Source organism: Enterobacter sp. V89_11 (assembly GCF_029967775.1).
Lineage (GTDB): Bacteria > Pseudomonadota > Gammaproteobacteria > Enterobacterales > Enterobacteriaceae > Enterobacter > Enterobacter ludwigii.
The window spans coordinates 51,276-74,066 of the sequence record NZ_JASCAN010000011.1 but is presented as its reverse complement, the minus strand read 5'-3'; the positions used below and the strand labels follow the sequence as shown (position 1 = coordinate 74,066).

Annotated in this window: 21 protein-coding genes; 18 read left to right on the top strand and 3 right to left on the bottom strand. The window is 54.1% G+C overall.

What is annotated here, in order from left to right:
* Positions 1-8 precede the first annotated feature (8 nt).
* Positions 9-1,649: a flagellar hook-associated protein FlgK gene (flgK, locus tag QLG09_RS10700; RefSeq protein ID WP_020884676.1), complete on the top strand. Its 1,641-nt coding sequence runs from the start codon at positions 9-11 to the stop codon at positions 1,647-1,649.
* A 14-nt stretch (positions 1,650-1,663) separates the two neighbouring features.
* Positions 1,664-2,617, top strand: coding sequence for a flagellar hook-associated protein FlgL (flgL, locus tag QLG09_RS10695; RefSeq protein ID WP_014169564.1), 954 nt, complete (start codon positions 1,664-1,666; stop codon positions 2,615-2,617).
* A gap of 75 nt (positions 2,618-2,692) precedes the next feature.
* Here the strand turns inward: flgL and QLG09_RS10690 are convergent, their stop codons facing one another.
* Entirely contained in the window at positions 2,693-3,907 is a 1,215-nt protein-coding gene (locus QLG09_RS10690; RefSeq protein ID WP_282488900.1) for an MFS transporter, read from the bottom strand.
* Positions 3,908-4,016: 109 nt separating this feature from the next.
* Between QLG09_RS10690 and QLG09_RS10685 the strand changes: the two genes are divergently transcribed.
* Positions 4,017-4,952 carry a LysR family transcriptional regulator gene (locus QLG09_RS10685; protein WP_049022668.1) on the top strand — a complete coding sequence of 312 codons (936 nt, stop codon included), beginning with the start codon at positions 4,017-4,019 and terminating at the stop codon, positions 4,950-4,952.
* Between the two features lie 40 nt (positions 4,953-4,992).
* Here QLG09_RS10685 and rne read toward each other — a convergent pair whose 3' ends face one another.
* Entirely contained in the window at positions 4,993-8,103 is a 3,111-nt protein-coding gene (gene rne / locus QLG09_RS10680; protein ID WP_049022667.1) for a ribonuclease E, read from the bottom strand.
* 572 nt (positions 8,104-8,675) lie between these two features.
* Between rne and rluC the strand changes: the two genes are divergently transcribed.
* Positions 8,676-9,623 carry a 23S rRNA pseudouridine(955/2504/2580) synthase RluC gene (gene rluC / locus QLG09_RS10675; protein ID WP_014169568.1) on the top strand — a complete coding sequence of 316 codons (948 nt, stop codon included), beginning with the start codon at positions 8,676-8,678 and terminating at the stop codon, positions 9,621-9,623.
* Between the two features lie 63 nt (positions 9,624-9,686).
* Here the strand turns inward: rluC and QLG09_RS10670 are convergent, their stop codons facing one another.
* The gene (locus QLG09_RS10670; protein ID WP_032677877.1) at positions 9,687-10,271 is read right to left on the bottom strand and encodes a nucleoside triphosphate pyrophosphatase; all 585 of its coding nucleotides are present in this window, start codon (positions 10,269-10,271) and stop codon (positions 9,687-9,689) included.
* A 140-nt stretch (positions 10,272-10,411) separates the two neighbouring features.
* On the opposite strand from QLG09_RS10670, the gene yceD reads away from it, so the two are divergent.
* The 14 genes from yceD to ptsG all read left to right on the top strand — a co-directional run bounded on the left by yceD (position 10,412) and on the right by ptsG (position 22,736).
* Positions 10,412-10,933 (top strand): 23S rRNA accumulation protein YceD, encoded by a 522-nt coding sequence (gene yceD / locus QLG09_RS10665; RefSeq protein ID WP_014169570.1) that lies wholly within the window; start codon positions 10,412-10,414, stop codon positions 10,931-10,933.
* A gap of 16 nt (positions 10,934-10,949) precedes the next feature.
* Complete coding sequence (gene rpmF / locus QLG09_RS10660; protein ID WP_003857964.1) at positions 10,950-11,123, top strand: 50S ribosomal protein L32; 174 nt, start codon at positions 10,950-10,952, stop codon at positions 11,121-11,123.
* 80 nt (positions 11,124-11,203) lie between these two features.
* Positions 11,204-12,238: a phosphate acyltransferase PlsX gene (gene plsX / locus QLG09_RS10655; protein ID WP_014169571.1), complete on the top strand. Its 1,035-nt coding sequence runs from the start codon at positions 11,204-11,206 to the stop codon at positions 12,236-12,238.
* A gap of 6 nt (positions 12,239-12,244) precedes the next feature.
* Positions 12,245-13,198, top strand: a complete 954-nt coding sequence (locus QLG09_RS10650) for a beta-ketoacyl-ACP synthase III (protein ID WP_014169572.1) — start codon at positions 12,245-12,247, stop codon at positions 13,196-13,198.
* Between the two features lie 15 nt (positions 13,199-13,213).
* Positions 13,214-14,143, top strand: coding sequence for an ACP S-malonyltransferase (gene fabD, locus QLG09_RS10645; RefSeq protein ID WP_049022666.1), 930 nt, complete (start codon positions 13,214-13,216; stop codon positions 14,141-14,143).
* 12 nt (positions 14,144-14,155) lie between these two features.
* Positions 14,156-14,890 (top strand): 3-oxoacyl-ACP reductase FabG, encoded by a 735-nt coding sequence (fabG, locus tag QLG09_RS10640; protein ID WP_014169575.1) that lies wholly within the window; start codon positions 14,156-14,158, stop codon positions 14,888-14,890.
* A gap of 154 nt (positions 14,891-15,044) precedes the next feature.
* Entirely contained in the window at positions 15,045-15,281 is a 237-nt protein-coding gene (gene acpP / locus QLG09_RS10635; protein ID WP_003857954.1) for an acyl carrier protein, read from the top strand.
* 89 nt (positions 15,282-15,370) lie between these two features.
* Positions 15,371-16,612 carry a beta-ketoacyl-ACP synthase II gene (gene fabF, locus QLG09_RS10630; protein WP_014169576.1) on the top strand — a complete coding sequence of 414 codons (1,242 nt, stop codon included), beginning with the start codon at positions 15,371-15,373 and terminating at the stop codon, positions 16,610-16,612.
* 121 nt (positions 16,613-16,733) lie between these two features.
* Entirely contained in the window at positions 16,734-17,543 is an 810-nt protein-coding gene (pabC, locus tag QLG09_RS10625) for an aminodeoxychorismate lyase (RefSeq protein WP_049022665.1), read from the top strand.
* 2 nt (positions 17,544-17,545) lie between these two features.
* Positions 17,546-18,568, top strand: coding sequence for a cell division protein YceG (gene yceG, locus QLG09_RS10620; RefSeq protein ID WP_014169578.1), 1,023 nt, complete (start codon positions 17,546-17,548; stop codon positions 18,566-18,568).
* Positions 18,558-19,199, top strand: coding sequence for a dTMP kinase (tmk, locus tag QLG09_RS10615; RefSeq protein WP_014169579.1), 642 nt, complete (start codon positions 18,558-18,560; stop codon positions 19,197-19,199). Before yceG ends, tmk begins: the two co-directional genes overlap by 11 nt.
* On the top strand, positions 19,196-20,200 hold the full coding sequence (gene holB / locus QLG09_RS10610) for a DNA polymerase III subunit delta' (protein WP_244047876.1): 1,005 nt from the start codon (positions 19,196-19,198) through the stop codon (positions 20,198-20,200). Before tmk ends, holB begins: the two co-directional genes overlap by 4 nt.
* A 10-nt stretch (positions 20,201-20,210) precedes the next feature.
* Positions 20,211-21,005, top strand: a complete 795-nt coding sequence (locus tag QLG09_RS10605) for a metal-dependent hydrolase (protein WP_032677884.1) — start codon at positions 20,211-20,213, stop codon at positions 21,003-21,005.
* A 297-nt stretch (positions 21,006-21,302) separates the two neighbouring features.
* Positions 21,303-22,736, top strand: a complete 1,434-nt coding sequence (gene ptsG, locus QLG09_RS10600; protein ID WP_014169582.1) for a PTS glucose transporter subunit IIBC — start codon at positions 21,303-21,305, stop codon at positions 22,734-22,736.
* The last annotated feature ends 55 nt before the right edge of the window (positions 22,737-22,791 follow it).

Genomic DNA, 22,791 nt, shown 5'->3' with positions numbered 1-22,791 from the left:
GAACCCCCATGTCCAGTTTGATTAACAGTGCCATGAGTGGCCTCAGTGCTGCGCAGTCGGCACTCAATACCGTCAGTAATAATATTTCAAGCTATAACGTGGCAGGTTATACCCGCCAGACGACAGTGCTGGGCGCGTCGAACAGCACGCTGACCGGCGGTGGCTGGGTAGGTAACGGGGTTTATGTCTCCGGTGTCCAGCGTGAGTATGATGCATTCATTACCAACCAGCTGCGCGCCGCGCAGACCCAGAGCAGCGGCCTGACTACGCGCTATCAGCAGATGTCAAAAATCGACGATGTGCTCTCGGATACCACCAACTCGCTCTCTACCACGCTGCAGGACTTCTTCAAAAGTCTGCAGACGCTGGTGAGCAACGCAGAAGATCCGGCTGCGCGCCAGACGGTGCTGGGCAAAGCGGATGGCCTGGTCAATCAGTTTAAAACCAACGATCAGTATCTTCGCGATCAGGATTCTCAGGTGAATACCGCGATTTCTGCCAGCGTCGATCAAATTAATAACTACGCCAAACAGATTGCGAACCTGAACGATCAGATTTCCCGTCTGACCGGCGTGGGTGCTGGCTCATCACCAAATGACCTGCTCGATCAACGCGATCAGCTGGTGAGCGAACTGAATAAAATTGTCGGTGTTGAAGTTTCTGTGCAGGATGGCGGCACGTATAACGTCTCATTTGGCACCGGTTACAGCCTGGTACAGGGGAGCAAAGCGAACCAGCTGGCTGCGGTGAATTCCAGCGCAGACCCAACCCGTACAACGCTGGCCTATACCGATGATGTTTCCGGCAATATCGAAATTCCTGAGAAGCTGATTACCACCGGCACCCTTGGCGGTTTACTCACCTTCCGCTCTGAAGATCTGGATAAAGCGCGTAATAGCCTTAACCAGATGGCGCTGGCCTTTGCTGACGCGATGAACAAGCAGCATGAAGCGGGTTTTGATGCTAACGGCGATGCTGGCGGCAAGCTCTTTGACTTTGGCTCGCCTGCGGTTGTGTCCAACAGCAAGAATTCAGGTACCGCCGCGCTGACAGCCTCCGTGGCTGACAGTACTAAAGTCCAGGCAACGGATTATAAGCTGCAGTTCAACGGAACCGACTGGACCATTACGCGTACGTCGGATAAGACCAGTTTCACGATGAGTCCGGATGCGAGCGGCAATCTGTCTTTCGACGGCCTGAATGTCAACGTGAGCGGTACCGCGAATAACAAAGACAGTTTTGTTGTGAAGCCCGTTTCTGATGTCATCGTAAACATGGAACTCAAGTTTAATGATGAGTCCAAACTGGCGATGGCATCGACAAGCGCCGGTGGCGAAAGTGACAACCGCAACGGTCAAAAATTGCTGGATCTGCAAAATAGCAAGCTTGTCGGCGGGAATAAGTCTTTCAATGATGCTTATGCTTCCCTCGTCAGTACCGTTGGTAGCTCAACAGCGGCACTGAAAACCAGCAGCGAAACGAAAGCGAATGTGGCGACGCAGTTAACCAAACAGCAGCAGTCGATCTCAGGGGTAAACCTTGACGAAGAGTACGGCAATTTGCAGCGCTATCAGCAGTATTACCTCGCTAATGCGCAGGTTCTACAAACTGCCAGCTCGCTCTTTGATGCAATCATTAATATTCGCTAAGGCTGAGGTGAAACATGCGTATTAGCACCCAGATGATGTACGACCAAAACATGCGCGGGATCACCGATTCCCAGAGCAAGTGGTTGAGTTATGGTGAACAAATGTCCACCGGCAAGCGCGTCAATCGCCCGTCGGACGATCCTATCGCGGCGTCGCAGGCTATTGTTCTGTCACAATCACAGTCACAAAATAGCCAGTTTGCGTTGGCAAGATCGTTCGCATCACAAAAAGTTTCTCTCGAAGATAATGTGCTTAACCAGGTTACTGCCGCTATCACCAGTGCTAAAGAGAAATTAGTCTATGCCGGAAACGCAACCTTAAGTGATGACGATCGCCTGTCGCTGGCGAGCGATTTGCAAGGTATTCGCGACCAATTGATGAACCTTGCAAACACCGCGGATGGTAATGGTCGGTTTATTTTTGCCGGCTTTAAGACTGAAGTGCCACCGTTTGATTCCGTTACCGGTGACTACAAAGGCGGTACTGAGGCTATTTCGCAGCAGGTTGATACCGCGCGTAATATGGTCATTAGCCACACGGGTCAGCAGATCTTCGAAAGCATCACCAGTAACGCCAAAGAACTGCCAGGTGGCGGATATGGCGAGACGAACATGTTCAAGATCCTCGATACGGCGATTACCGCGCTTAAGGTTCCCGTCGATACCGACTCTGCTGCAGCTGAAGCACAGGGGAAAATCATTTCTGATGCTCAAACCGGCATCACAAATACCCAGAACAACATTCTTACTGTCGCTGCTGATGTAGGTACCAAGATGAACGAGCTTGAAAAGCTGGATAACCTTGGTGACGATCGTGCACTGGGCCAGACTAAGCAGATGAGCGACCTGGTTGATGTGGACTGGAACGCAGCGATCTCTTCTTACACCATGCAGCAGGCCGCGCTGCAGGCATCTTATAAAGCGTTTAGCGATATGCAGGGCATGTCCCTGTTCCAGCTGAACAGATAACATCTTGACCTCTTGGAACATGTCTTGAAACTGGGCATGTTTTACTGCCCAATCCGTGTGGATTGGGCATTTTTTTTACGCAATTTCTGCCGGTGCGGAGGCGACGCGTGCACTTTCAATCAGACGTATTGCCAGCGCAATGATACCGCATACCGTTGCCAGGGCAACCACGCCCGTCCAGCCAGCCAGCGTGTAGATTTTACTCCCCGCAGCCGAACCCAGCGCCATGCCGATAAAGACCACCGTAAAGAGCAGGGCGTTAAGACGCCCCCTGGCCTGAGGCTCAAGGCTATAGACCAGATTCTGGTGCGCCACCAGACTGGACTGCAGCCCCAGATCAAACCCGATGGCTGAGACAGCAATCAGAATCAGTTGTCCATGAAGACCCAGCGCGGGCATCAGGAACATCAGGGCAAACGAGACGGTAACCAGTGCTGCGCCAAGCTGCGTGACTTTTCCGGCGCCCAGCTTGTCCGCCAGACCTCCCGCCAGCGGGGCGGCTAAGGCCCCCGCGGCCCCGGCAATACCAAAACCACCCGCGACGGCGCTCCCCAGGTGATAGCGCTCCAGCAGCATGACCGCCAGCGTTGACCAGAAGGCGCTAAAGGCAATCGACAAAAAACCCTGTGCCAGTGCTGCACGACGCAGAGCCGGATAACGACGCCACAGATGTTCCATTGAGCGCATCAGGGCGGGATAGCTCAGCGTGGAGTGAATGGCAAAACGCGGGAGTACCCGCCACATCACCGCCCCAATAAATGCGATGCTTACAGCGGCCAGCTGATACATGACGCGCCAGCCAAAAGCTTCACCCACCACACCGCTGACGGTTCGCGACAGCAAGATGCCCATCAGCAACCCTGTCATCACGGTTCCCACGGTTTTTCCCTGCTTCCCTTCGGGGGCGAGGATAGCCGCTGCGGGAACGATATCCTGTGCCATGGTCGCGGCCATGCCAATCAGCAGGCTTGCCAGCAGCAGTGAGTGCTGCTGCCCGGTCAGGCTGCAGCCCAGCAGAAACAGTGCCAGGGCGGCGCTTTTTATCAGGATTAACATCCTGCGGTCGTGACGATCGCCAAGTGGCAACAGAAAAAGAATACCGAGCGCGTAGCCTGCCTGGGTCAGCGTCGGGACCAGCCCCATCCCTTCAATACTAAGATGAAGGTCGGCGCCTATCAGCGGCAGCAGCGGTTGCGCGTAGTAAATGGATGCGACGCTAAAGCCAGCCCCCAGAGCCAGCATAAAAATCACCCAGCGACTGGCGGCATGGGGAGCAGTTGTTGTGTTCATAAGACGTTCCTCACTCATAGTGTGCCGCTATTTTTTATCACTATGCCTTGCGACGGTAGAGGGCCTGGTGGTAAAACGCTTATACGTTTGGCGTATAGCAGGAAAAATTATGAAGCGAGTTGAGCGTATAGACAGGGTGGAACTCATGCGCACATTTGTTCGTATTGTGGAAAGCGGATCGCTATCCGGGGCGGCAAGACTGCTTGCGACGAGCCAGGCCACGGTGAGCCGCCGCCTTCAGTCTCTGGAAACGCTGCTGGGGGTACGGCTTTTATTGCGAACCACCCATGCAACAAAACTTACCGATGACGGCGAGCGCTGCTATCAACATGCCCGGCGGGTCATTGATAGCTGGCTGGCACTGGAAGATGAAATCGGCCAGACGGAGGACGAGCCGGTCGGCGTGTTACGGGTACGCGCACCGCACGCCTTTGGGCAGGATCAGCTCCTGAGACCGTTAACGGAGTTTTTGCAGCGTTATCCTCAGCTGTCGGTGGAGTGGATGCTCAACGATAAGTCGGTGGATTTTCTGAGCGACAATCTGGATTGTGCTATTCGAGTTGGCGCAGAGGTGGATCCGGCAACCGTCTCCGTGCTGTTGGCGGAAGTGCCACGCTGTGTGGTGGCTTCGCCTGCGCTGCTGGACCAGTTTGCGCCGGTTCACACACCGGAGGATCTGCAGGCGCTGCCCTGGATTGCCATCAGCACGTTCTATCAGCGACATGTGGAGTTGTGGGATGATCTTTCGCAGGTAAAACGTATCTCCATTGCGCCACGACTAAGCACGGATAGCCTGCATGTTGCGCGCAATACCGCCCTGACAGGGTTAGGGGTGGCGATGGTTTCAAGCTGGACGGTCAAGCAGGATATCCAGGAAGGGCGCTTAGTGCATTTGCTTCCACAGTGGCAGCCCGCCGCGCTCCCGGTTCATCTGGTTTATCCGTGGTCGCGTTATTATCCGGCGCGTTTACGCCGTTTTCTGGAGATGATGAAGAGGGTGATGCCGGACATTGCGGGTATGAGAAAGCCGGCACGCGAGCAATAAAAAAGCCGACCCGAAGGTCGGCTTTTTACGCTATGTGTCGTTACTCAACAGACTGCGGACGGGTAGCCGGTGCCGTCGCCTGATGCGTTGCACTGTGGCCACCGGCAGAGCCTTTACCGTCAAAGTTGAACGCAGGGCGGACCCAGTCACTGTGACGCGGCGCTTCCGGCACATATTCCGGCGCTGGTGCGCGAGTCATCGGGGCTGTCGCAACGTGAGCAGGGGCCGGCGCTGTGATTACCGGCTCGGCTTTCACTTCTGGCTCTTCTGCTTTCGCGGCTTCACGCACCGGTTCGACGTCAATTTCAACGTCCTGAACCACGTCTTCAGTCACGGTTTCAACAACCACGTCCGGGGTCTCTTCTACCGCTGCTGCTGGCTGAACCTCAGCAACAACGTCTTCAGCGACCACGGTGTCTTCTTCAGCAATAAGCTGCGGTGCGGCGTCAACCGGCGCGGCAATCACTTCAGGGTGCGTGGTTTCAACGTCTACTATATGAGGCGCTTCTGACTCAACGGCCTGTGGCTCAACCACGATAGCGGCTTCACTTACCGCTTCTTCAGTTGCGGCTACCGGGGCAATCACCTCTTCGGTGACAGCCTGTTCTTCCACAACCTGCTCCTGACGAGCAACCGGGTAGCGGATCCAGACTTTACCGGAAGCCATTTCAGGAGACGCGCACGCCACGGTTAATGGCATTGGCGACTGTGTCGGATAACGCTCGTCGCGATAACGACGACGACGTTGACCGCTGACGCGCAGGTGACGCGGAGAGCGGCGTGAACGACGTGGCATACCCGCGTTATCACGGCCTTCACCGTTATCGTCTTGCTCAGCGTTGTTTTCGACGACGGCCGGCAGATCCACTTTCGCCAGTTGAGTGCCTGGTGCAGTGTCACTTGCTTCTGCAGGGACGATGACGGTCTCTTCCACCGGCAGGGCACCTACACGCACTTTCTGTGACAGCTGGCGCTGCTTACGACGCGGCATAACCTGAGTACGTTCTTCCTGCTCGCTTTCCTGCTGTTCAACAGGCTCTTCGCGGTTCAGGTTTTTGACTTCCTGCTGCGCCTGGCGCTTCTCGTCGTTACGACGACGGCTACGCTCACGGCGTGGCTGCTGCTCGTCGCGCTGTTTGCTCTTCTCAGACTCATCGCCCGCCTGCTGGCGAATTTCACGATCTTCAACATTCTGCGGTTGCTTCTCGCGACGGTTGCGACGGTTGTCTTCGCGTTGCTCACGACCCTCATTATTGTCCGAACGGTTGTCACGGCGTTCGTTACGGTCATTACGATCGTTACGGTCACGGCGGTTGTTCTGACGTTTACGACGGTCCTGCTGACGTTCAGGTTTCGCTTCTTTCGGTGCTTCTTTCGGTTGCTCAGGCTGCTGGACTTCTTCGCCTGCAAACATCTTCTTCAGCGCACCGAAGAGGCGGCTCAGCAGACCCGGTTGTTCTGGCTGGGCTTTGACCGCAACGGCTTCTGGTTTTTGCGCAACCGGTTTGGTCACGGGTTTTTCCAGTGCCGTTTCTGGCGGAGCTTCAGGCATGATGAAGGTCGCTAAGGCTGGCTGCTCTGGCAGTTTGCGCTCGGCAGGTTCTTCATCGGAAGGCAGCGCCATCTCTTCTTCATGCAGCTTAGGCAGCAGATAGCTGAGCGTGCTGGTCTCTTCACCTTTACGGACACGCAGCACGTGGTAGTGCGGGGTTTCCATCTGATCGTTAGGTACGATGATGCAGCGAACATCGCCCTGGCGTGATTCAATTGCGCTGACGGCCGCACGTTTTTCGTTCAGCAGGTAGGACGCAATTGGCACGGGAACAATGGCATGAACCTCTTTGGTGTTCTCTTTCAGCGCTTCTTCTTCAATCAGACGCAGAATAGAGAGGGACAGAGATTCGTTATCACGAACGGTACCGGTACCGGAGCAGCGCGGACAGACGTGATGGCTGGATTCACCGAGTGAAGGGCTCAGACGCTGACGGGACATCTCCAGCAAGCCGAAGCGTGAGATATGGCTAATCTGGATACGAGCACGATCCTGACGTACCGCTTCGCGCAGACGGTTTTCAACCGCACGCTGGTGGCGAACAGGGGTCATGTCGATAAAGTCGATAACAATCAGACCACCCAGGTCGCGCAGGCGGAGCTGGCGGGCGATTTCATCAGCGGCTTCAAGGTTGGTGTTGAAGGCGGTCTCTTCGATATCACCGCCGCGCGTAGCACGTGCGGAGTTGATGTCGATGGCGGTCAGTGCTTCGGTCGTATCAATAACGATAGAACCACCGGATGGCAGACGCACTTCACGCTGGAAAGCGGATTCAATCTGCGATTCGATCTGATAATGGCTGAACAGCGGGATTTCACCGGTGTACAGTTTGATTTTGCTGGTGAAATCCGGACGACCCAGCGCAGCAATGTGCTGGCGCGCCAGCTCAAGCACTTTCGGGTTATCGATCAGAATCTCACCGATGTCCTGACGCAGGTAGTCACGGAAGGCACGCACAATCACGTTGCTTTCCTGGTGAATCAGGAACGGCGCTGCGCGGCTTTCTGCTGCTTTCTGGATTGCTTCCCAGTGCTTCAGACGGAAGCTTAAATCCCACTGCAGCGCTTCGGCAGATTTGCCGACGCCTGCGGTACGCACGATAAGCCCCATGCCGTCAGGCAGCTCAAGACTTGCCAGCGCTTCTTTCAGCTCGGTACGGTCATCACCTTCAATGCGGCGAGAGATACCACCGGCACGCGGGTTGTTTGGCATCAGAACCAGATAACTTCCCGCAAGACTGATAAAGGTGGTCAGTGCGGCACCTTTGTTGCCACGCTCTTCTTTATCAATCTGAACAATGACTTCCTGACCTTCACGCAGCACATCTTTGATGTTTGGGCGGCCATGGGAGTTATAGTTTGCAGGGAAATATTCGCGGGCGATTTCTTTCAGAGGGAGGAAACCGTGACGCTCAGCACCGTAATCGACAAATGCAGCTTCAAGGCTTGGTTCAATGCGGGTGATTTTACCTTTGTAAATGTTCGCTTTTTTCTGTTCGTGTCCAGGACTTTCGATATCCAGATCGTACAGGCGCTGCCCATCCACAAGGGCGACACGCAACTCTTCTTGCTGAGTTGCGTTGATTAACATTCTTTTCATCGTAACTTACTCGTTATTCTTACATTGACGACAAAGCTGCGGGCAAGGTGACGCTTTCCGGGGTATGAACCGATGGCCTCGTGTCTATTCACGTCGCCAACCTCACGGTTGTCGCTCGCTTAAGAGGCGCAGAGTGTCGGTTGCCTGTATTTCATACGGAAACACAGCGCAATTATCAGGGGAATTGCCTGGGTAGAACTCTCCAGAGAACAATCCTTATACCGGGAAGTACTGCAACCCGCAGCCCGCTAACTGCCTGAAAGATCAATACGTCTTACGCCATTGCTGCGTGGATGATCGGTCAGACAAAATTGGTCATTCCGTCGAGATCCTTACTTAACCAGGATTTAACACGGAAAACGAGTTCATTATTCCACTGCTCGCCGGGTTATAGCAAGATGACTTTTACCAATTATCACCCGGTTACTCACAGTTTCTTCACTTCAAGGCGGTGATTGGTTTAATAACCACCAAATCGATTGCGTGAAACAGGGGACAGGCCGGATAAAAGTAAATATAAGCATAGAAAAATGAGTGGCGCTAATGGCTGACGATATTTAGAATCGCCAACCATGAAAACAGAGACTCCAGCCGTAAAAATGGTTGCCATCGCGGAAGACGACGCGGGGCAACGTATCGATAACTTTTTGCGCACCCAACTCAAAGGCGTGCCAAAGAGCATGATTTACCGCATCCTGCGCAAGGGTGAAGTGCGGGTTAACAAAAAACGCGTGAAGCCTGAGTACAAACTCGAAGCCGGTGATGAAGTGCGTATCCCGCCGGTCCGTGTTGCGGAACGCGAAGAAGAGGTCGTTTCACCCAGGTTGCAGAAAGTGGCCGCCCTGAGTGACGTTATCCTTTATGAGGATGATCATATCCTGGTGCTGAATAAACCGTCAGGTACCGCTGTCCATGGCGGGAGTGGTCTCAGCTTTGGCGTGATAGAAGGCCTGCGTGCGCTGCGCCCTGAAGCCCGTTTCCTCGAACTGGTTCACCGTCTCGATCGCGATACCTCCGGCGTGTTGCTGGTCGCAAAAAAACGTTCTGCGTTGCGTTCCCTGCATGAGCAACTGCGTGAAAAAGGGATGCAGAAGGATTATCTGGCGCTGGTTCGCGGCCACTGGCAGTCCCACGTTAAGGCAGTGCAGGCACCTTTGCTGAAGAATATTTTGCAAAGCGGTGAGCGCATTGTACGTGTGAATCAGGAAGGGAAGCCGTCTGAGACGCGTTTCAAAGTGGAAGAGCGCTATGCGTTCGCCACGCTGGTGCGCTGCAGCCCGGTAACCGGCCGTACCCACCAGATCCGCGTACATACGCAGTATGCCGGTCATCCGATCGCATTTGATGACCGCTATGGCGACAGGGAGTTTGATAAGCAACTGGCGGGCACCGGGTTGTCACGCCTGTTCCTGCATGCGGCGGCACTGACGTTCACTCACCCGAATACCGGCGAAACAATTCGCATTGAAGCCCCCCTTGATGAGCAGTTAAAACGCTGCCTGAAGGTGCTGCGCGGCTGATTTGGCTGACACTTACCGACCTGAGGTCTCTCAGGCCGGTGAGTGATGCATCAATCGTAATACTCACATCTTCAGCGGATTACACTCCTCGCGTCTGAGCATCTGGCACAATGCTATCAACGGCAACCCAACCAGCGTGTTTGGGTCACGTCCGTCCAGCTTGTCGAACAGGGCAATCCCCAGACCTTCACTTTTGAAGCTTCCGGCGCAATTGAGCGGTCGCTCCCGACGCACATAGTCGGCGATTTCCTGCTCACTAAGATGGCGAAAATGGACGTCGAAAGGTTCGCATTCGGTTTGCAGGTGACCCGAGGCGGAGTTGTAGAGTGCCAGACCCGTATAAAAGGTGACGATATTGCCTCGCGCTTGCATAAGCTGCTGACAGGCATTCGCTTCAGTGTGCGGCTTTCCGGTGATAACACCGTCCAGCACACAAACCTGATCGGAGCCTATAATCAAATGCGAAGGGTAGCGTGCGGCAAGTGATTGCGCTTTCTCCTTCGCAAGACGGGTGACCAGGTGACGCGGTGATTCGCCCGGCTGCGGCGTCTCGTCAACTTCCGGCGCCGCGCATTCAAACGGGATCCCGAGCTTTTCCAGCAACATTCGGCGGTAGGGTGAGGTGGAGGCAAGAACGAGATTTGGCATATTTTTATCACCAGATATAGCGTATCGATGCCAGCCATTTTAAACTACAGGCCGCAATGTGTGCGAATAATTGGCAAAAGGCAGCTGTGGTTGCCTTTTTCTTTGACTATATGACGTTACAAAGTTAATATGCGCGCCCTATGCAAAAGGTAAAATTACCCCTGACTCTTGATCCGGTTCGCACGGCTCAAAAACGCCTCGATTACGAAGGTATTTATACTTCCGATCAGGCTGAGCGTGTCGCCGAATCCGTAGTCAGTGTGGACAGTGATGTAGAATGCTCCATGTCGTTCGCTATCGATAACCAGCGTCTCGCCGTTTTAACCGGCGATGCAAAGGTGACGGTAACCCTCGAATGTCAGCGTTGCGGGAAACCGTTTGTACAGCATGTTCACACAACGTATTGTTTCAGTCCGGTCCGTTCTGACGAACAGGCTGAAGCACTCCCGGAAGCGTATGAACCGATTGAAGTTAATGAATTCGGTGAAATCGATCTTCTGGCTCTGGTTGAAGATGAAATCATCCTCTCCTTGCCAGTCGTTCCGGTGCATGAATCTGAACACTGTGAAGTGTCCGAGGCGGACATGGTCTTTGGGGAACTGCCTGATGAAGCGCAAAAACCAAACCCATTTGCCGTATTAGCCAGCTTAAAGCGTAAGTAATTGAGGAGTAAGGTCCATGGCCGTACAACAGAATAAACCAACCCGTTCCAAACGTGGCATGCGTCGTTCCCATGACGCGCTGACTGCAGTTACCAGCCTGTCTGTAGACAAGACTTCTGGTGAGAAACACCTGCGTCACCACATCACCGCTGACGGTTTCTACCGCGGCCGCAAGGTTATCACTAAGTAATCACGCGTCAGCGTGATTAGGCTTAGTGAGGATTTCCCCGTGCAAACGGGGAATTTACCGAACCAGGCTGTGACGATACCTTGACACGTCTAACCCTGGCGTTAGATGTCATGGGAGGGGATTTTGGCCCTTCCGTGACAGTGCCTGCAGCTTTGCAGGCACTGAATTCTAATTCGCAACTCACACTTCTTTTAGTCGGCAATCCCGACACAATCACGCCATTACTTGCAAAAGCTGACTTCGAACAACGTTCGCGTCTGCAGATTATTCCTGCGCAGTCAGTTATTGCCAGTGATGCACGTCCATCGCAGGCGATTCGCAATAGCCGGGGCAGTTCTATGCGAATGGCGCTGGAGCTGGTGAAGGAAGGACGCGCGGAGGCTTGCGTCAGTGCGGGAAATACCGGCGCGCTGATGGGGCTGTCGAAATTGTTGCTCAAACCTATTGAAGGTATTGAGCGTCCGGCGCTGGTGACGGTATTACCGCATCAGCAGAAGGGCAAGACCGTGGTGCTCGATTTGGGTGCTAACGTCGATTGTGATAGTACAATGCTGGCTCAGTTTGCCGTGATGGGGTCGGTGCTGGCAGAAGAAGTGGTCGGGATAAACAATCCCCGTGTTGCGTTATTGAACATCGGTGAAGAAGAGACCAAAGGCCTGGACAGCATTCGCGAAGCTGCCGAATTGCTCAAACAGGTTCCCTCCATCAACTATATTGGTTATCTCGAAGCCAATGAGTTGCTGACGGGGAAAACGGATGTTCTGGTGTGTGATGGCTTCACCGGAAACGTAACGTTGAAGACCATGGAAGGGGTCGTGCGAATGTTTCTCTCACTGCTTAAATCGCAGGGAGAAGGCAAAAAAAGCGCCTGGTGGTTGATTTTATTAAAGCGTTGGTTACAAAAAAGCCTGACGCGGCGATTCAGTCACCTCAACCCCGACCAGTATAATGGCGCCTGTCTGTTAGGATTGCGCGGCATCGTGATTAAGAGTCATGGTGCCGCCAATCAGCGAGCATTTACTGTCGCCATTGAACAGGCAGTGCAGGCGGTGCAGCGACAAGTCCCTCAGCGGATTGCCGCTCGCCTGGAATCTGTATTAGCTAAAAGTGACTGAGCGTACATGTATACGAAGATTTTAGGTACCGGCAGCTACCTGCCAAAACACGTGCGTACCAACGCCGATCTTGAAAAAATGGTAGATACGTCTGACGAGTGGATTGTCACGCGCACAGGTATCCGTGAACGTCGTATTGCCGCGCCAGACGAAACCGTTTCGACCATGGGTTACGAAGCCGCGCAGCGTGCTATCGAAATGGCGGGCATTGATAAAGATCAGATTGGCTTGATCGTGGTTGCCACGACCTCTGCCACGCATGCCTTCCCAAGCGCAGCGTGCCAGGTGCAAAACATGCTCGGCATTAAAGGCTGCCCGGCATTTGACGTTGCCGCAGCGTGCGCAGGGTTCACTTATGCGCTGAGCGTTGCCGATCAGTATGTTAAATCCGGTGCCGTGAAATATGCGCTGGTCATCGGTGCTGACGTGCTGGCACGTACCTGCGATCCAACCGATCGTGGGACGATCATTATTTTTGGTGATGGTGCGGGCGCGGTACTGCTCGGTCAGTCCGAAGAGCCGGGCATCATCTCTACGCATCTGCATGCCGATGGCAGCTATGGCGAATTACTGACCCTGCCTAACGCCGATCGCGTTAATCCGGATAACGCTATTTACCTGACGATGGCGGGTAATGAGGTGTTCAAGGTGGCGGTGACTGAGCTTGCGCACATTGTCGATGAAACGCTGGAAGCGAATAACCTTGACCGCTCCGCACTCGACTGGCTGGTGCCACATCAGGCAAACCTGCGTATCATCAGCGCGACCGCTAAAAAGCTGGGCATGTCGATGGATAACGTTGTGGTGACGCTGGATCGTCACGGCAATACCTCTGCGGCGTCAGTACCGTGCGCATTTGATGAAGCGGTACGTGACGGACGAATCAAACGGGGCCAGTTGGTCTTGCTTGAAGCCTTTGGTGGCGGGTTCACCTGGGGTTCCGCGCTGGTTCGTTTCTAGTATAAGGATTAAATAATGACGCAATTTGCTTTTGTGTTCCCGGGCCAGGGTTCTCAGGCCGTTGGGATGTTGTCTGAAATGGCAGCAAAGTATCCGGTTATCGAAGAGACTTTCCGTGAAGCTTCCGCTGCGCTGGGTTATGATTTGTGGGCGCTGACCCAACAGGGACCAGCCGAAGAGCTGAACAAAACCTGGCAGACTCAGCCAGCGCTGTTGACGGCATCCGTTGCGCTGTGGCGTGTCTGGCAGCAGCAGGGCGGTAAAGCGCCAGCGCTGCTCGCGGGCCATAGCCTGGGTGAATACTCTGCGCTGGTGTGTGCCGGTGTTATCGCGTTTGCTGACGCGGTGCGTCTGGTTGAACTGCGCGGTAAGTTCATGCAGGAAGCAGTACCTGAAGGCACTGGTGGCATGTCTGCTATCATCGGCCTTGATGATGCTGCGATTGCAAAAGCGTGTGAAGAATCCGCTGAAGGTCAGGTGGTGTCTCCCGTTAACTTCAACTCGCCAGGCCAGGTGGTTATCGCCGGTCATAAAGACGCGGTTGAACGTGCTGGTGCAGCCTGTAAAGCTGCAGGGGCGAAACGCGCTCTGCCGCTGCCCGTCAGCGTACCGTCCCACTGCGCACTGATGAAACCTGCTGCCGATAAACTGGCCGTTGAGCTTGAAAAAATTACTTTTAACACACCGACAATTTCCGTTGTGAACAACGTCGATGTGAAATGCGAAACCTCGCCGGACGCTATCCGTGATGCGCTGGTTCGCCAGCTCTACAGCCCGGTACAGTGGACCAAAACCGTTGAGTTTATGGCCTCTCAGGGCATTGAGCATCTGTATGAAGTCGGCCCAGGTAAAGTCCTCACCGGTCTGACAAAACGTATTGTTGACACCCTGACTGCTTCGGCAATTAACGAGCCGGACGCGATGTCAGCGGCACTCTCGCAATAAAAGAGGAATACCATGAGTTTTGAAGGAAAAATTGCCCTGGTCACTGGCGCAAGCCGCGGTATCGGGCGTGCAATTGCTGAAACACTGGTTGCGCGCGGCGCGAAAGTGATTGGTACAGCAACCAGCGAGAATGGCGCTAAGGCCATCAGCGAGTATCTGGGTGCGAACGGTAAAGGTCTGGTTCTGAATGTGACCGAACCTGCATCTATCGAATCTGTTCTGGAAAATATTCGCGCAGAATTTGGCGAAGTGGATATTCTGGTAAATAATGCCGGGATCACTCGTGATAACCTGTTAATGCGAATGAAAGACGACGAGTGGAACGATATCATCGAAACCAACCTGTCATCTGTATTCCGTCTGTCAAAAGCGGTAATGCGCGCTATGATGAAAAAGCGTCATGGTCGTATTATCACTGTCGGTTCTGTGGTTGGTACCATGGGAAATGCTGGTCAGGCTAACTACGCTGCGGCGAAAGCAGGTCTGATCGGTTTCAGTAAGTCGCTGGCACGTGAAGTTGCGTCCCGCGGTATTACTGTAAACGTTGTTGCTCCGGGCTTTATTGAAACGGACATGACGCGTGCGCTAACTGATGAGCAGCGTGCGGGTACGCTGGCAGCTGTTCCAGCGGGCCGCTTAGGCGACCCTAAAGAAATTGCCAGCGCGGTTGCATTTTTAGCCTCTGACGAAGCGGGTTACATCACTGGTGAGACCCTCCACGTCAACGGCGGGATGTACATGGTTTAATCACGATGAAAAATATTTGCGTTATTAGGGCGAATGGCCTCAAAATAACGTAAAATCGTGGTAAGAACTGCCGGGATTTAGTTGCAAATTTTTCAACATTTTATACACTACGAAAACCATCGCGAAAGCGAGTTTTGATAGGAAATTTAAGAGTATGAGCACTATCGAAGAACGCGTTAAGAAAATTATCGGCGAACAGCTGGGCGTTAAGCAGGAAGAAGTTGTGAACTCCGCTTCCTTCGTTGAAGACCTGGGCGCAGATTCTCTTGACACCGTTGAGCTGGTAATGGCTCTGGAAGAAGAGTTTGATACTGAGATTCCGGACGAAGAAGCTGAGAAGATCACCACCGTTCAGGCTGCCATTGATTACATCAACGGTCACCAGGCGTAAGTGAACATCTCCAGGCGGTCATTCGACCGCCTGAGTTTTATCTTTTTTGTCCCACGAATCCCTTTTTTATCCCTCCCTGGAGGACAAACGTGTCTAAGCGTCGTGTAGTTGTGACCGGACTTGGCATGTTGTCTCCTGTCGGCAATACCGTAGAGTCCACCTGGAAAGCTCTCCTTGCCGGTCAGAGCGGCATCAGCCTAATCGACCATTTCGATACTAGCGCCTATGCAACGAAATTTGCTGGCTTAGTAAAGGATTTTAACTGTGAAGAGATCATCTCGCGCAAAGAACAGCGCAAGATGGATGCCTTCATTCAATATGGAATTGTCGCTGGCGTTCAGGCCATGCAGGATTCTGGCCTTGAGATTACGGAAGAGAACGCAACCCGTATCGGTGCCGCTATCGGTTCCGGGATTGGCGGTCTGGGTCTGATCGAGGAAAACCATACATCTCTGATGAATGGCGGCCCGCGTAAAATCAGCCCGTTCTTCGTTCCGTCCACGATTGTTAATATGGTGGCAGGTCATCTGACCATCATGTTCGGCCTGCGTGGGCCAAGCATTTCTATCGCTACCGCATGTACCTCTGGCGTGCATAACATCGGCCAGGCCGCGCGCATGATTGCGTACGGCGATGCAGATGCTATGGTTGCGGGCGGTGCGGAAAAAGCCAGTACTCCGCTGGGAGTGGGTGGCTTTGGTGCAGCGCGTGCGCTGTCTACCCGCAACGATAACCCGCAGGCAGCAAGCCGTCCGTGGGACAAAGACCGTGACGGTTTCGTGCTGGGTGACGGTGCGGGTATGATCGTACTTGAAGAGTACGAACATGCTAAAAAACGTGGCGCGAAGATTTATGCTGAAGTTGTCGGCTTCGGGATGAGCAGCGATGCATACCACATGACGTCACCACCAGAAAATGGTGCGGGCGCCGCGCAGGCAATGGCCAACGCGATTCGCGACGCGGGTCTTACCCCGGAGCACATTGGTTACGTTAACGCGCACGGTACTTCTACGCCTGCAGGCGATAAAGCAGAAGCTCAGGCTGTTAAGTCTATCTTCGGCGAATACGCCAGCCGCGTGCTGGTGAGCTCCACGAAATCCATGACCGGTCACCTGTTGGGTGCGGCGGGTGCAGTAGAGTCTATCTACTCTATCCTTGCGCTGCGCGATCAGGCTGTTCCGCCAACCATCAACCTGGATAATCCGGATGAAGGTTGTGACCTGGACTTCGTTCCTCACGAAGCGCGTCAGGTAAGTGGTATGGAGTACACCCTGTGTAACTCCTTCGGCTTTGGTGGTACTAACGGTTCACTGATCTTCAAAAAGATCTGAGCCTGACTGCATCATGGCGATTAAAAAAGGTCCGCTTGTCGGGCCTTTTTTATTAAGCCTAATCTTCTTGTCGGCTGCATGGCATCCTGCCAGACTAAATGCCCACGCATAAGGAGCCACCATGTTTTTAATCAATGGCCTTGAGCAAAACACGCTGCCTGCTGGTGACAGGGCAACTCAGTTTGGTGATGGCTGCTTTACGACAGCGCGCATTCTCGACGGCAATGTCTGCCTGCTCGAGGCGCACCTTCGTCGTCTTCAGCAGGGTTGTGAAGCCTTGATGATCCCCTTCACGCACTGGGACACATTGCGTCAGGAGATGTGCCAGCTGGCGGCCGGGAAGCAAAGCGGTGTTTTGAAGGTGATCATCAGCCGCGGCAGCGGTGGCCGGGGATACAGCGGTACAGCTTGCCAGCACCCAACGCGGATCCTTTCGGTGTCTGCCTGTCCTGCTCATTATCTGCGCTGGCGTGAAGAGGGCGTTACGCTAACGCTCAGCCCGGTAAGTCTGGGGCGAAACCCTATGCTTGCCGGTATAAAACACCTCAACCGCCTTGAACAGGTACTGATTCGCACTCATCTTGAACAGACGGACGCTGATGAGGCGCTGGTTCTTGACAGCGAAGGGTTTATTACGGAATGCTGTGCGGCTAATTTACTCTGGCGGCAGGGGAGCGATGTTTATACGCCGTCGCTCGAGCAGGCCGGCGTCAACGGGATTATGCGTCAGTTTTGTTTGCAGCAGCTGGCACACTCTGGCTTTCGCGTTGTCGAAGTGAGCGCGAGAGAGGAGGCGCTGCACCAGGCTGATGAAATTATCATCTGTAATGCGCTGATGCCGGTTGTACCCGTCCGCGCGTATGGTCAATACAGCTTGTCCTCGCGCGAGCTGTTTCAGTTTTTAGCCCCGATATGTGAGCAAACCCGATAGTCATGAAGAAAATGTTGCGCTTTGTCCTCCTCCTTATCGTTGCGCTGGGTGTTGCCGGCGGAGCGGGAGTGTGGAAAGTTCGTCAGCTGGCGAACAGTAAGATCCTGATTAAAGACGAGACGATTTTTACCCTGAAAGCGGGGACGGGCCGCCTGGCGCTTGGCGAACAGCTTTATGGCGACAAGATCATTAACCGTCCGCGCGTGTTTCAGTGGCTGTTACGTATCGAGCCTGAACTGTCTCATTTCAAAGCCGGTACCTATCGCTTTACGCCGGGGATGACCGTCAAAGAGATGCTGCAGCTGCTGGAAAGCGGTAAAGAAGCGCAGTTCCCGCTGCGTTTTGTTGAGGGGATGCGCCTGAGCGATTATCTCGAACAGCTGCGCGATGCTCCGTACATTAAGCATACTCTGAAAGATGACCGCTATCAGACGGTGGCCGAGGTACTGAAATTTGAACACCCTGAGTGGGTGGAAGGCTGGTTCTGGCCAGACACCTGGATGTACACCGCAGGCACGACCGATGTGGCTATCCTTAAGCGGGCGCATAAAAAGATGGTTGCAGCCGTCGATTCCGCCTGGGAAGGGCGCATGGACGGTCTGCCATACAAAGATCAAAACCAGTTTGTCACGATGGCCTCAATTATTGAGAAAGAGACGGCCGTCGCCGCCGAACGCGATCAGGTGGCATCGGTCTTCATTAACCGCCTGCGTATCGGCATGCGTCTGCAAACGGACCCCACCGTCATCTACGGAATGGGCGAGAGTTATACCGGTAAGATTTCAAGAAAAGATCTGGAGACGCCAACGGCGTATAATACCTACGTGATTAGCGGTCTGCCGCCGGGCCCGATTGCCACGCCGAGCGAGGCTTCCCTGCGTGCGGCTGCGCATCCTGCTAAAACACCGTATCTCTATTTTGTGGCTGATGGAAAAGGGGGGCATACCTTTAACACCAACCTTGCCAGCCATAATCGCTCCGTTCAGGACTATCTGAAGGCACTTAAGGAAAAAAATGCGCAGTAAATACATTGTCATTGAGGGACTCGAAGGGGCGGGTAAAACCACGGCCCGCAACGTGGTGGTGGATACGCTCAAATCGCTTGGCGTTGCGGACATGGTATTTACCCGCGAGCCCGGCGGTACGCAACTGGCCGAAAAGCTGCGAAGCCTGGTGCTGGATATCAAATCCGTAGGTGACGAGGTCATCACAGATAAAGCCGAAGTACTGATGTTCTACGCGGCGCGCGTGCAGCTGGTGGAGACGGTCATTAAACCGGCCCTGGCTAATGGCAAGTGGGTAATTGGCGATCGTCATGACCTGTCGACCCAGGCTTATCAGGGCGGTGGGCGTGGTATTGACCAGACGATGCTGGCCACGCTGCGCGATGCGGTGCTGGGTGATTTTCGCCCTGACCTGACGCTCTATCTGGATGTGACGCCGGAAGTGGGTCTCAAGCGCGCCCGTGCTCGCGGTGAGCTGGACCGCATTGAGCAGGAGTCCCTTGATTTCTTTAACCGTACCCGCGCGCGCTATCTGGAACTGGCGGATCAGGATGGCAGTATTCGCACCATTGATGCGACGCAATCCCTGGAAGAGGTCACCCGCGCTATTCAGAAGACGGTTACGCAGTGGCTACAGGAGCAACAGGCATGAAATGGTACCCATGGTTGCGCCCGCATTTTGAAAAGCTGATCGAAAGCTATCAGGCTGGTCGGGGGCATCATGCGTTACTGATTCAGGCACTGCCGGGAATGGGGGATGATGCATTGATTTACGCCATCACCCGCTTCCTGATGTGTCAGCAGCCGGAAGGCCATAAAAGCTGTGGTAAATGTCGTGGTTGCCAGTTAATGCAGGCGGGCACGCACCCTGACTATTACACGCTCGAGCCCGAGAAGGGCAAAAGCGCGCTCGGTATTGATGCCGTGCGTGAAGTCAGTGAAAAATTGTACGAACATGCGCGGCTCAGCGGCGCAAAAGTCGTCTGGCTCAAAGACGCAGCACAGCTTACCGAGGCGGCGGCGAATGCGCTGCTTAAAACGCTGGAAGAACCGCCGGAGAAAACGTGGTTCCTTCTCTCCTGTCGTGACCCGGGGCGTTTGCTGGCAACGCTGCGCAGCCGTTGTCGTCTTCACCACCTCGCGGTGCCTCAGGAATCATGGGCGCTGAGCTGGCTTGAACGAGAAGTGACAACGTCACCGGAAGGGGCGCTCTCTGCGTTGCGCCTGAGCAGCGGTGCGCCCGCGGCGGCGCTGGCATTACTGCAGCCAGAGGTCTGGTCACAGCGAGACGCGCTCTGCCGGGCCGTTGAGTCTTCCATCACCAGCCGCGACTGGCTAAGTTTATTGCCTGTGCTTAACGGCGAGCAGGCCGCGGAACGTCTGCACTGGCTGGCTTCCTTACTTCTGGATGCGCTCAAACTCCAGCAAGGAGCAACGCTACTGACCAACCCGGACGTCTGGCCGCTGGTTAACACGCTGGCGAACAGCCTGTCAGGCGTATCATTACACGCTATCCTTCACGATATCTGTCAGAGTCGTGAACAGCTTTTAACAGTGACCGGTCTTAATCGCGAGCTTTTACTGACCGACCAGTTGCTGCGTATCGAACATTACCTGCAACCAGGCGTGACACCGCCTGTTTCCCATCTCTGAGAGAGACATTATGTTTTTAGTCGACTCACACTGCCATCTTGATGGCCTGGATTATCAATCCCTGCATAAAAACGTGGACGACGTGCTGGCCAAAGCCGCTGCCCGTGATGTGAAGTTTTGCCTTGCCGTGGCGACAACGTTACCGGGGTATCGCGGCATGCGTGAGCTGGTGGGCGAGCGCGAGAACGTTGTTTTCTCCTGTGGCGTGCATCCGCTCAATCAGGATGAAGAGTACGACGTTGAGGAACTGCGCCGGCTGGCCGCAGAAGAGGGCGTCGTGGCGATGGGGGAGACCGGGCTGGATTACTACTACACGCCGGAAACGAAACCGCGCCAGCAAGCATCCTTCCGCCATCATATTCGCATTGGTCGCGAGCTCAACAAGCCGGTGATTGTCCATACCCGTGATGCGCGCGCCGATACGCTGGCGATCCTGAAGGAAGAAAAGGTGACGGATTGCGGTGGCGTACTACACTGTTTCACAGAAGACAGAGAAACAGCGGGTAAACTGCTTGATTTAGGGTTTTATATCTCGTTTTCGGGGATCGTGACGTTCCGTAACGCTGAGCAACTCCGCGAGGCTGCGCGCTATGTTCCGCTTGATCGCATCCTCGTGGAAACAGACTCTCCGTATCTGGCACCGGTGCCGCATCGCGGTAAAGAAAATCAGCCAGCCATGACGAGAGACGTAGCCGAGTACATGGCCGTGCTTAAAGGCGTCAGCATTGAAGAGCTGGCCCGCGTCACGACGGACAACTTCTCTACGCTGTTCCATATCGACCCCGCCCGCCTGCAATCTGTTTGATACGCCTGTTTTTTTTAGGCTCGTAATTAATACATAAAACGAGTAAAGTTCACCGCCTCATTTGGGGCGGTGAAGGTGTATTTAGACACATCCAGAAACGCTTTTTGTAAATAACTGAAAGTTTTTCGACCGTCTTAAGCTGAAACGTGATAGCCGTCAAACAAACTCAGAGGGAATTATTTTACTCTGTGTAATAAATAAAGGGCGCTTAGATGTCCTGTCCACGGCACGGTACTCCCCCCGGGCCAATGCGTGAAAGCGTAAAAAAAGCACAAATACTCAGGAGCACTCTCAATTATGTTTAAGAATGCATTTGCTAACCTGCAAAAGGTCGGTAAATCGCTGATGCTGCCAGTATCCGTACTGCCTATCGCAGGTATCCTGCTGGGTGTCGGTTCTGCTAACTTCAGCTGGCTGCCAGCCGTAGTTTCCCACGTGATGGCCGAAGCAGGCGGTTCCGTCTTTGCTAACATGCCTCTGATCTTCGCTATCGGTGTGGCGCTGGGCTTCACCAATAACGACGGCGTTTCTGCGCTGGCTGCAGTTGTTGCCTACGGCATCATGGTGAAAACCATGGCAGTGGTTGCGCCACTGGTTCTGCATTTACCGGCAGAAGAGATCGCTGCGAAACACCTGGCAGACACCGGTGTTCTGGGCGGTATCATCTCCGGTGCGATTGCAGCGTACATGTTCAACCGCTTCTATCGCATCAAGCTGCCTGAGTATCTGGGCTTCTTCGCGGGCAAGCGTTTTGTTCCGATTATTTCTGGTCTGGCAGCGATTTTCACTGGCGTGATCCTGTCCTTCATCTGGCCACCAATCGGTTCCGCTATCCAGACCTTCTCTCAGTGGGCTGCTTATCAGAACCCGGTTGTGGCGTTTGGTATCTACGGCTTCATCGAGCGTTGCCTGGTACCATTTGGTCTGCACCACATCTGGAACGTTCCATTCCAGATGCAGATTGGTGAATTCACCAACGCAGCAGGTCAGGTATTCCACGGTGATATCCCACGTTATATGGCGGGTGACCCAACTGCAGGTAAACTGTCTGGTGGCTTCCTGTTCAAAATGTACGGTCTGCCGGCAGCGGCAATTGCTATCTGGCACTCTGCTAAACCAGAGAACCGTGCAAAAGTGGGCGGTATCATGATCTCCGCAGCGTTGACCTCGTTCCTGACCGGTATCACCGAGCCGATCGAGTTCTCCTTCATGTTCGTTGCGCCGATCCTGTACATCATTCACGCGGTTCTGGCGGGTCTGGCGTTCCCAATCTGTATCCTGCTGGGTATGCGTGACGGTACGTCCTTCTCTCACGGCCTGATCGACTTCATCGTTCTGTCCGGTAACAGCAGCAAACTGTGGCTGTTCCCAATCGTTGGTGCGTGCTATGCCGTTGTTTACTACACCATCTTCCGCGTGCTGATCAAAGCACTGGACCTGAAAACACCAGGTCGTGAAGATGCGTCAGAAGACAGCAAAGCCACCGCGACAAGCGAAATGGCTCCGGCTCTGGTTGCCGCATTCGGCGGGAAAGAGAACATCACTAACCTGGACGCGTGCATCACTCGTCTGCGTGTTAGCGTTGCCGACGTCGCGAAAGTAGACCAGCCGGGTCTGAAAAAACTGGGTGCAGCAGGGGTTGTTGTTGCTGGTTCGGGCGTTCAGGCAATCTTCGGGACTAAATCCGATAACCTGAAAACCGAAATGGATGAGTACATCCGCAACAGCTAAGCTGTGACCTGGGGAGACTAAGGCAGCCGAATGGCTGCCTTTTTTATGGGTAGAA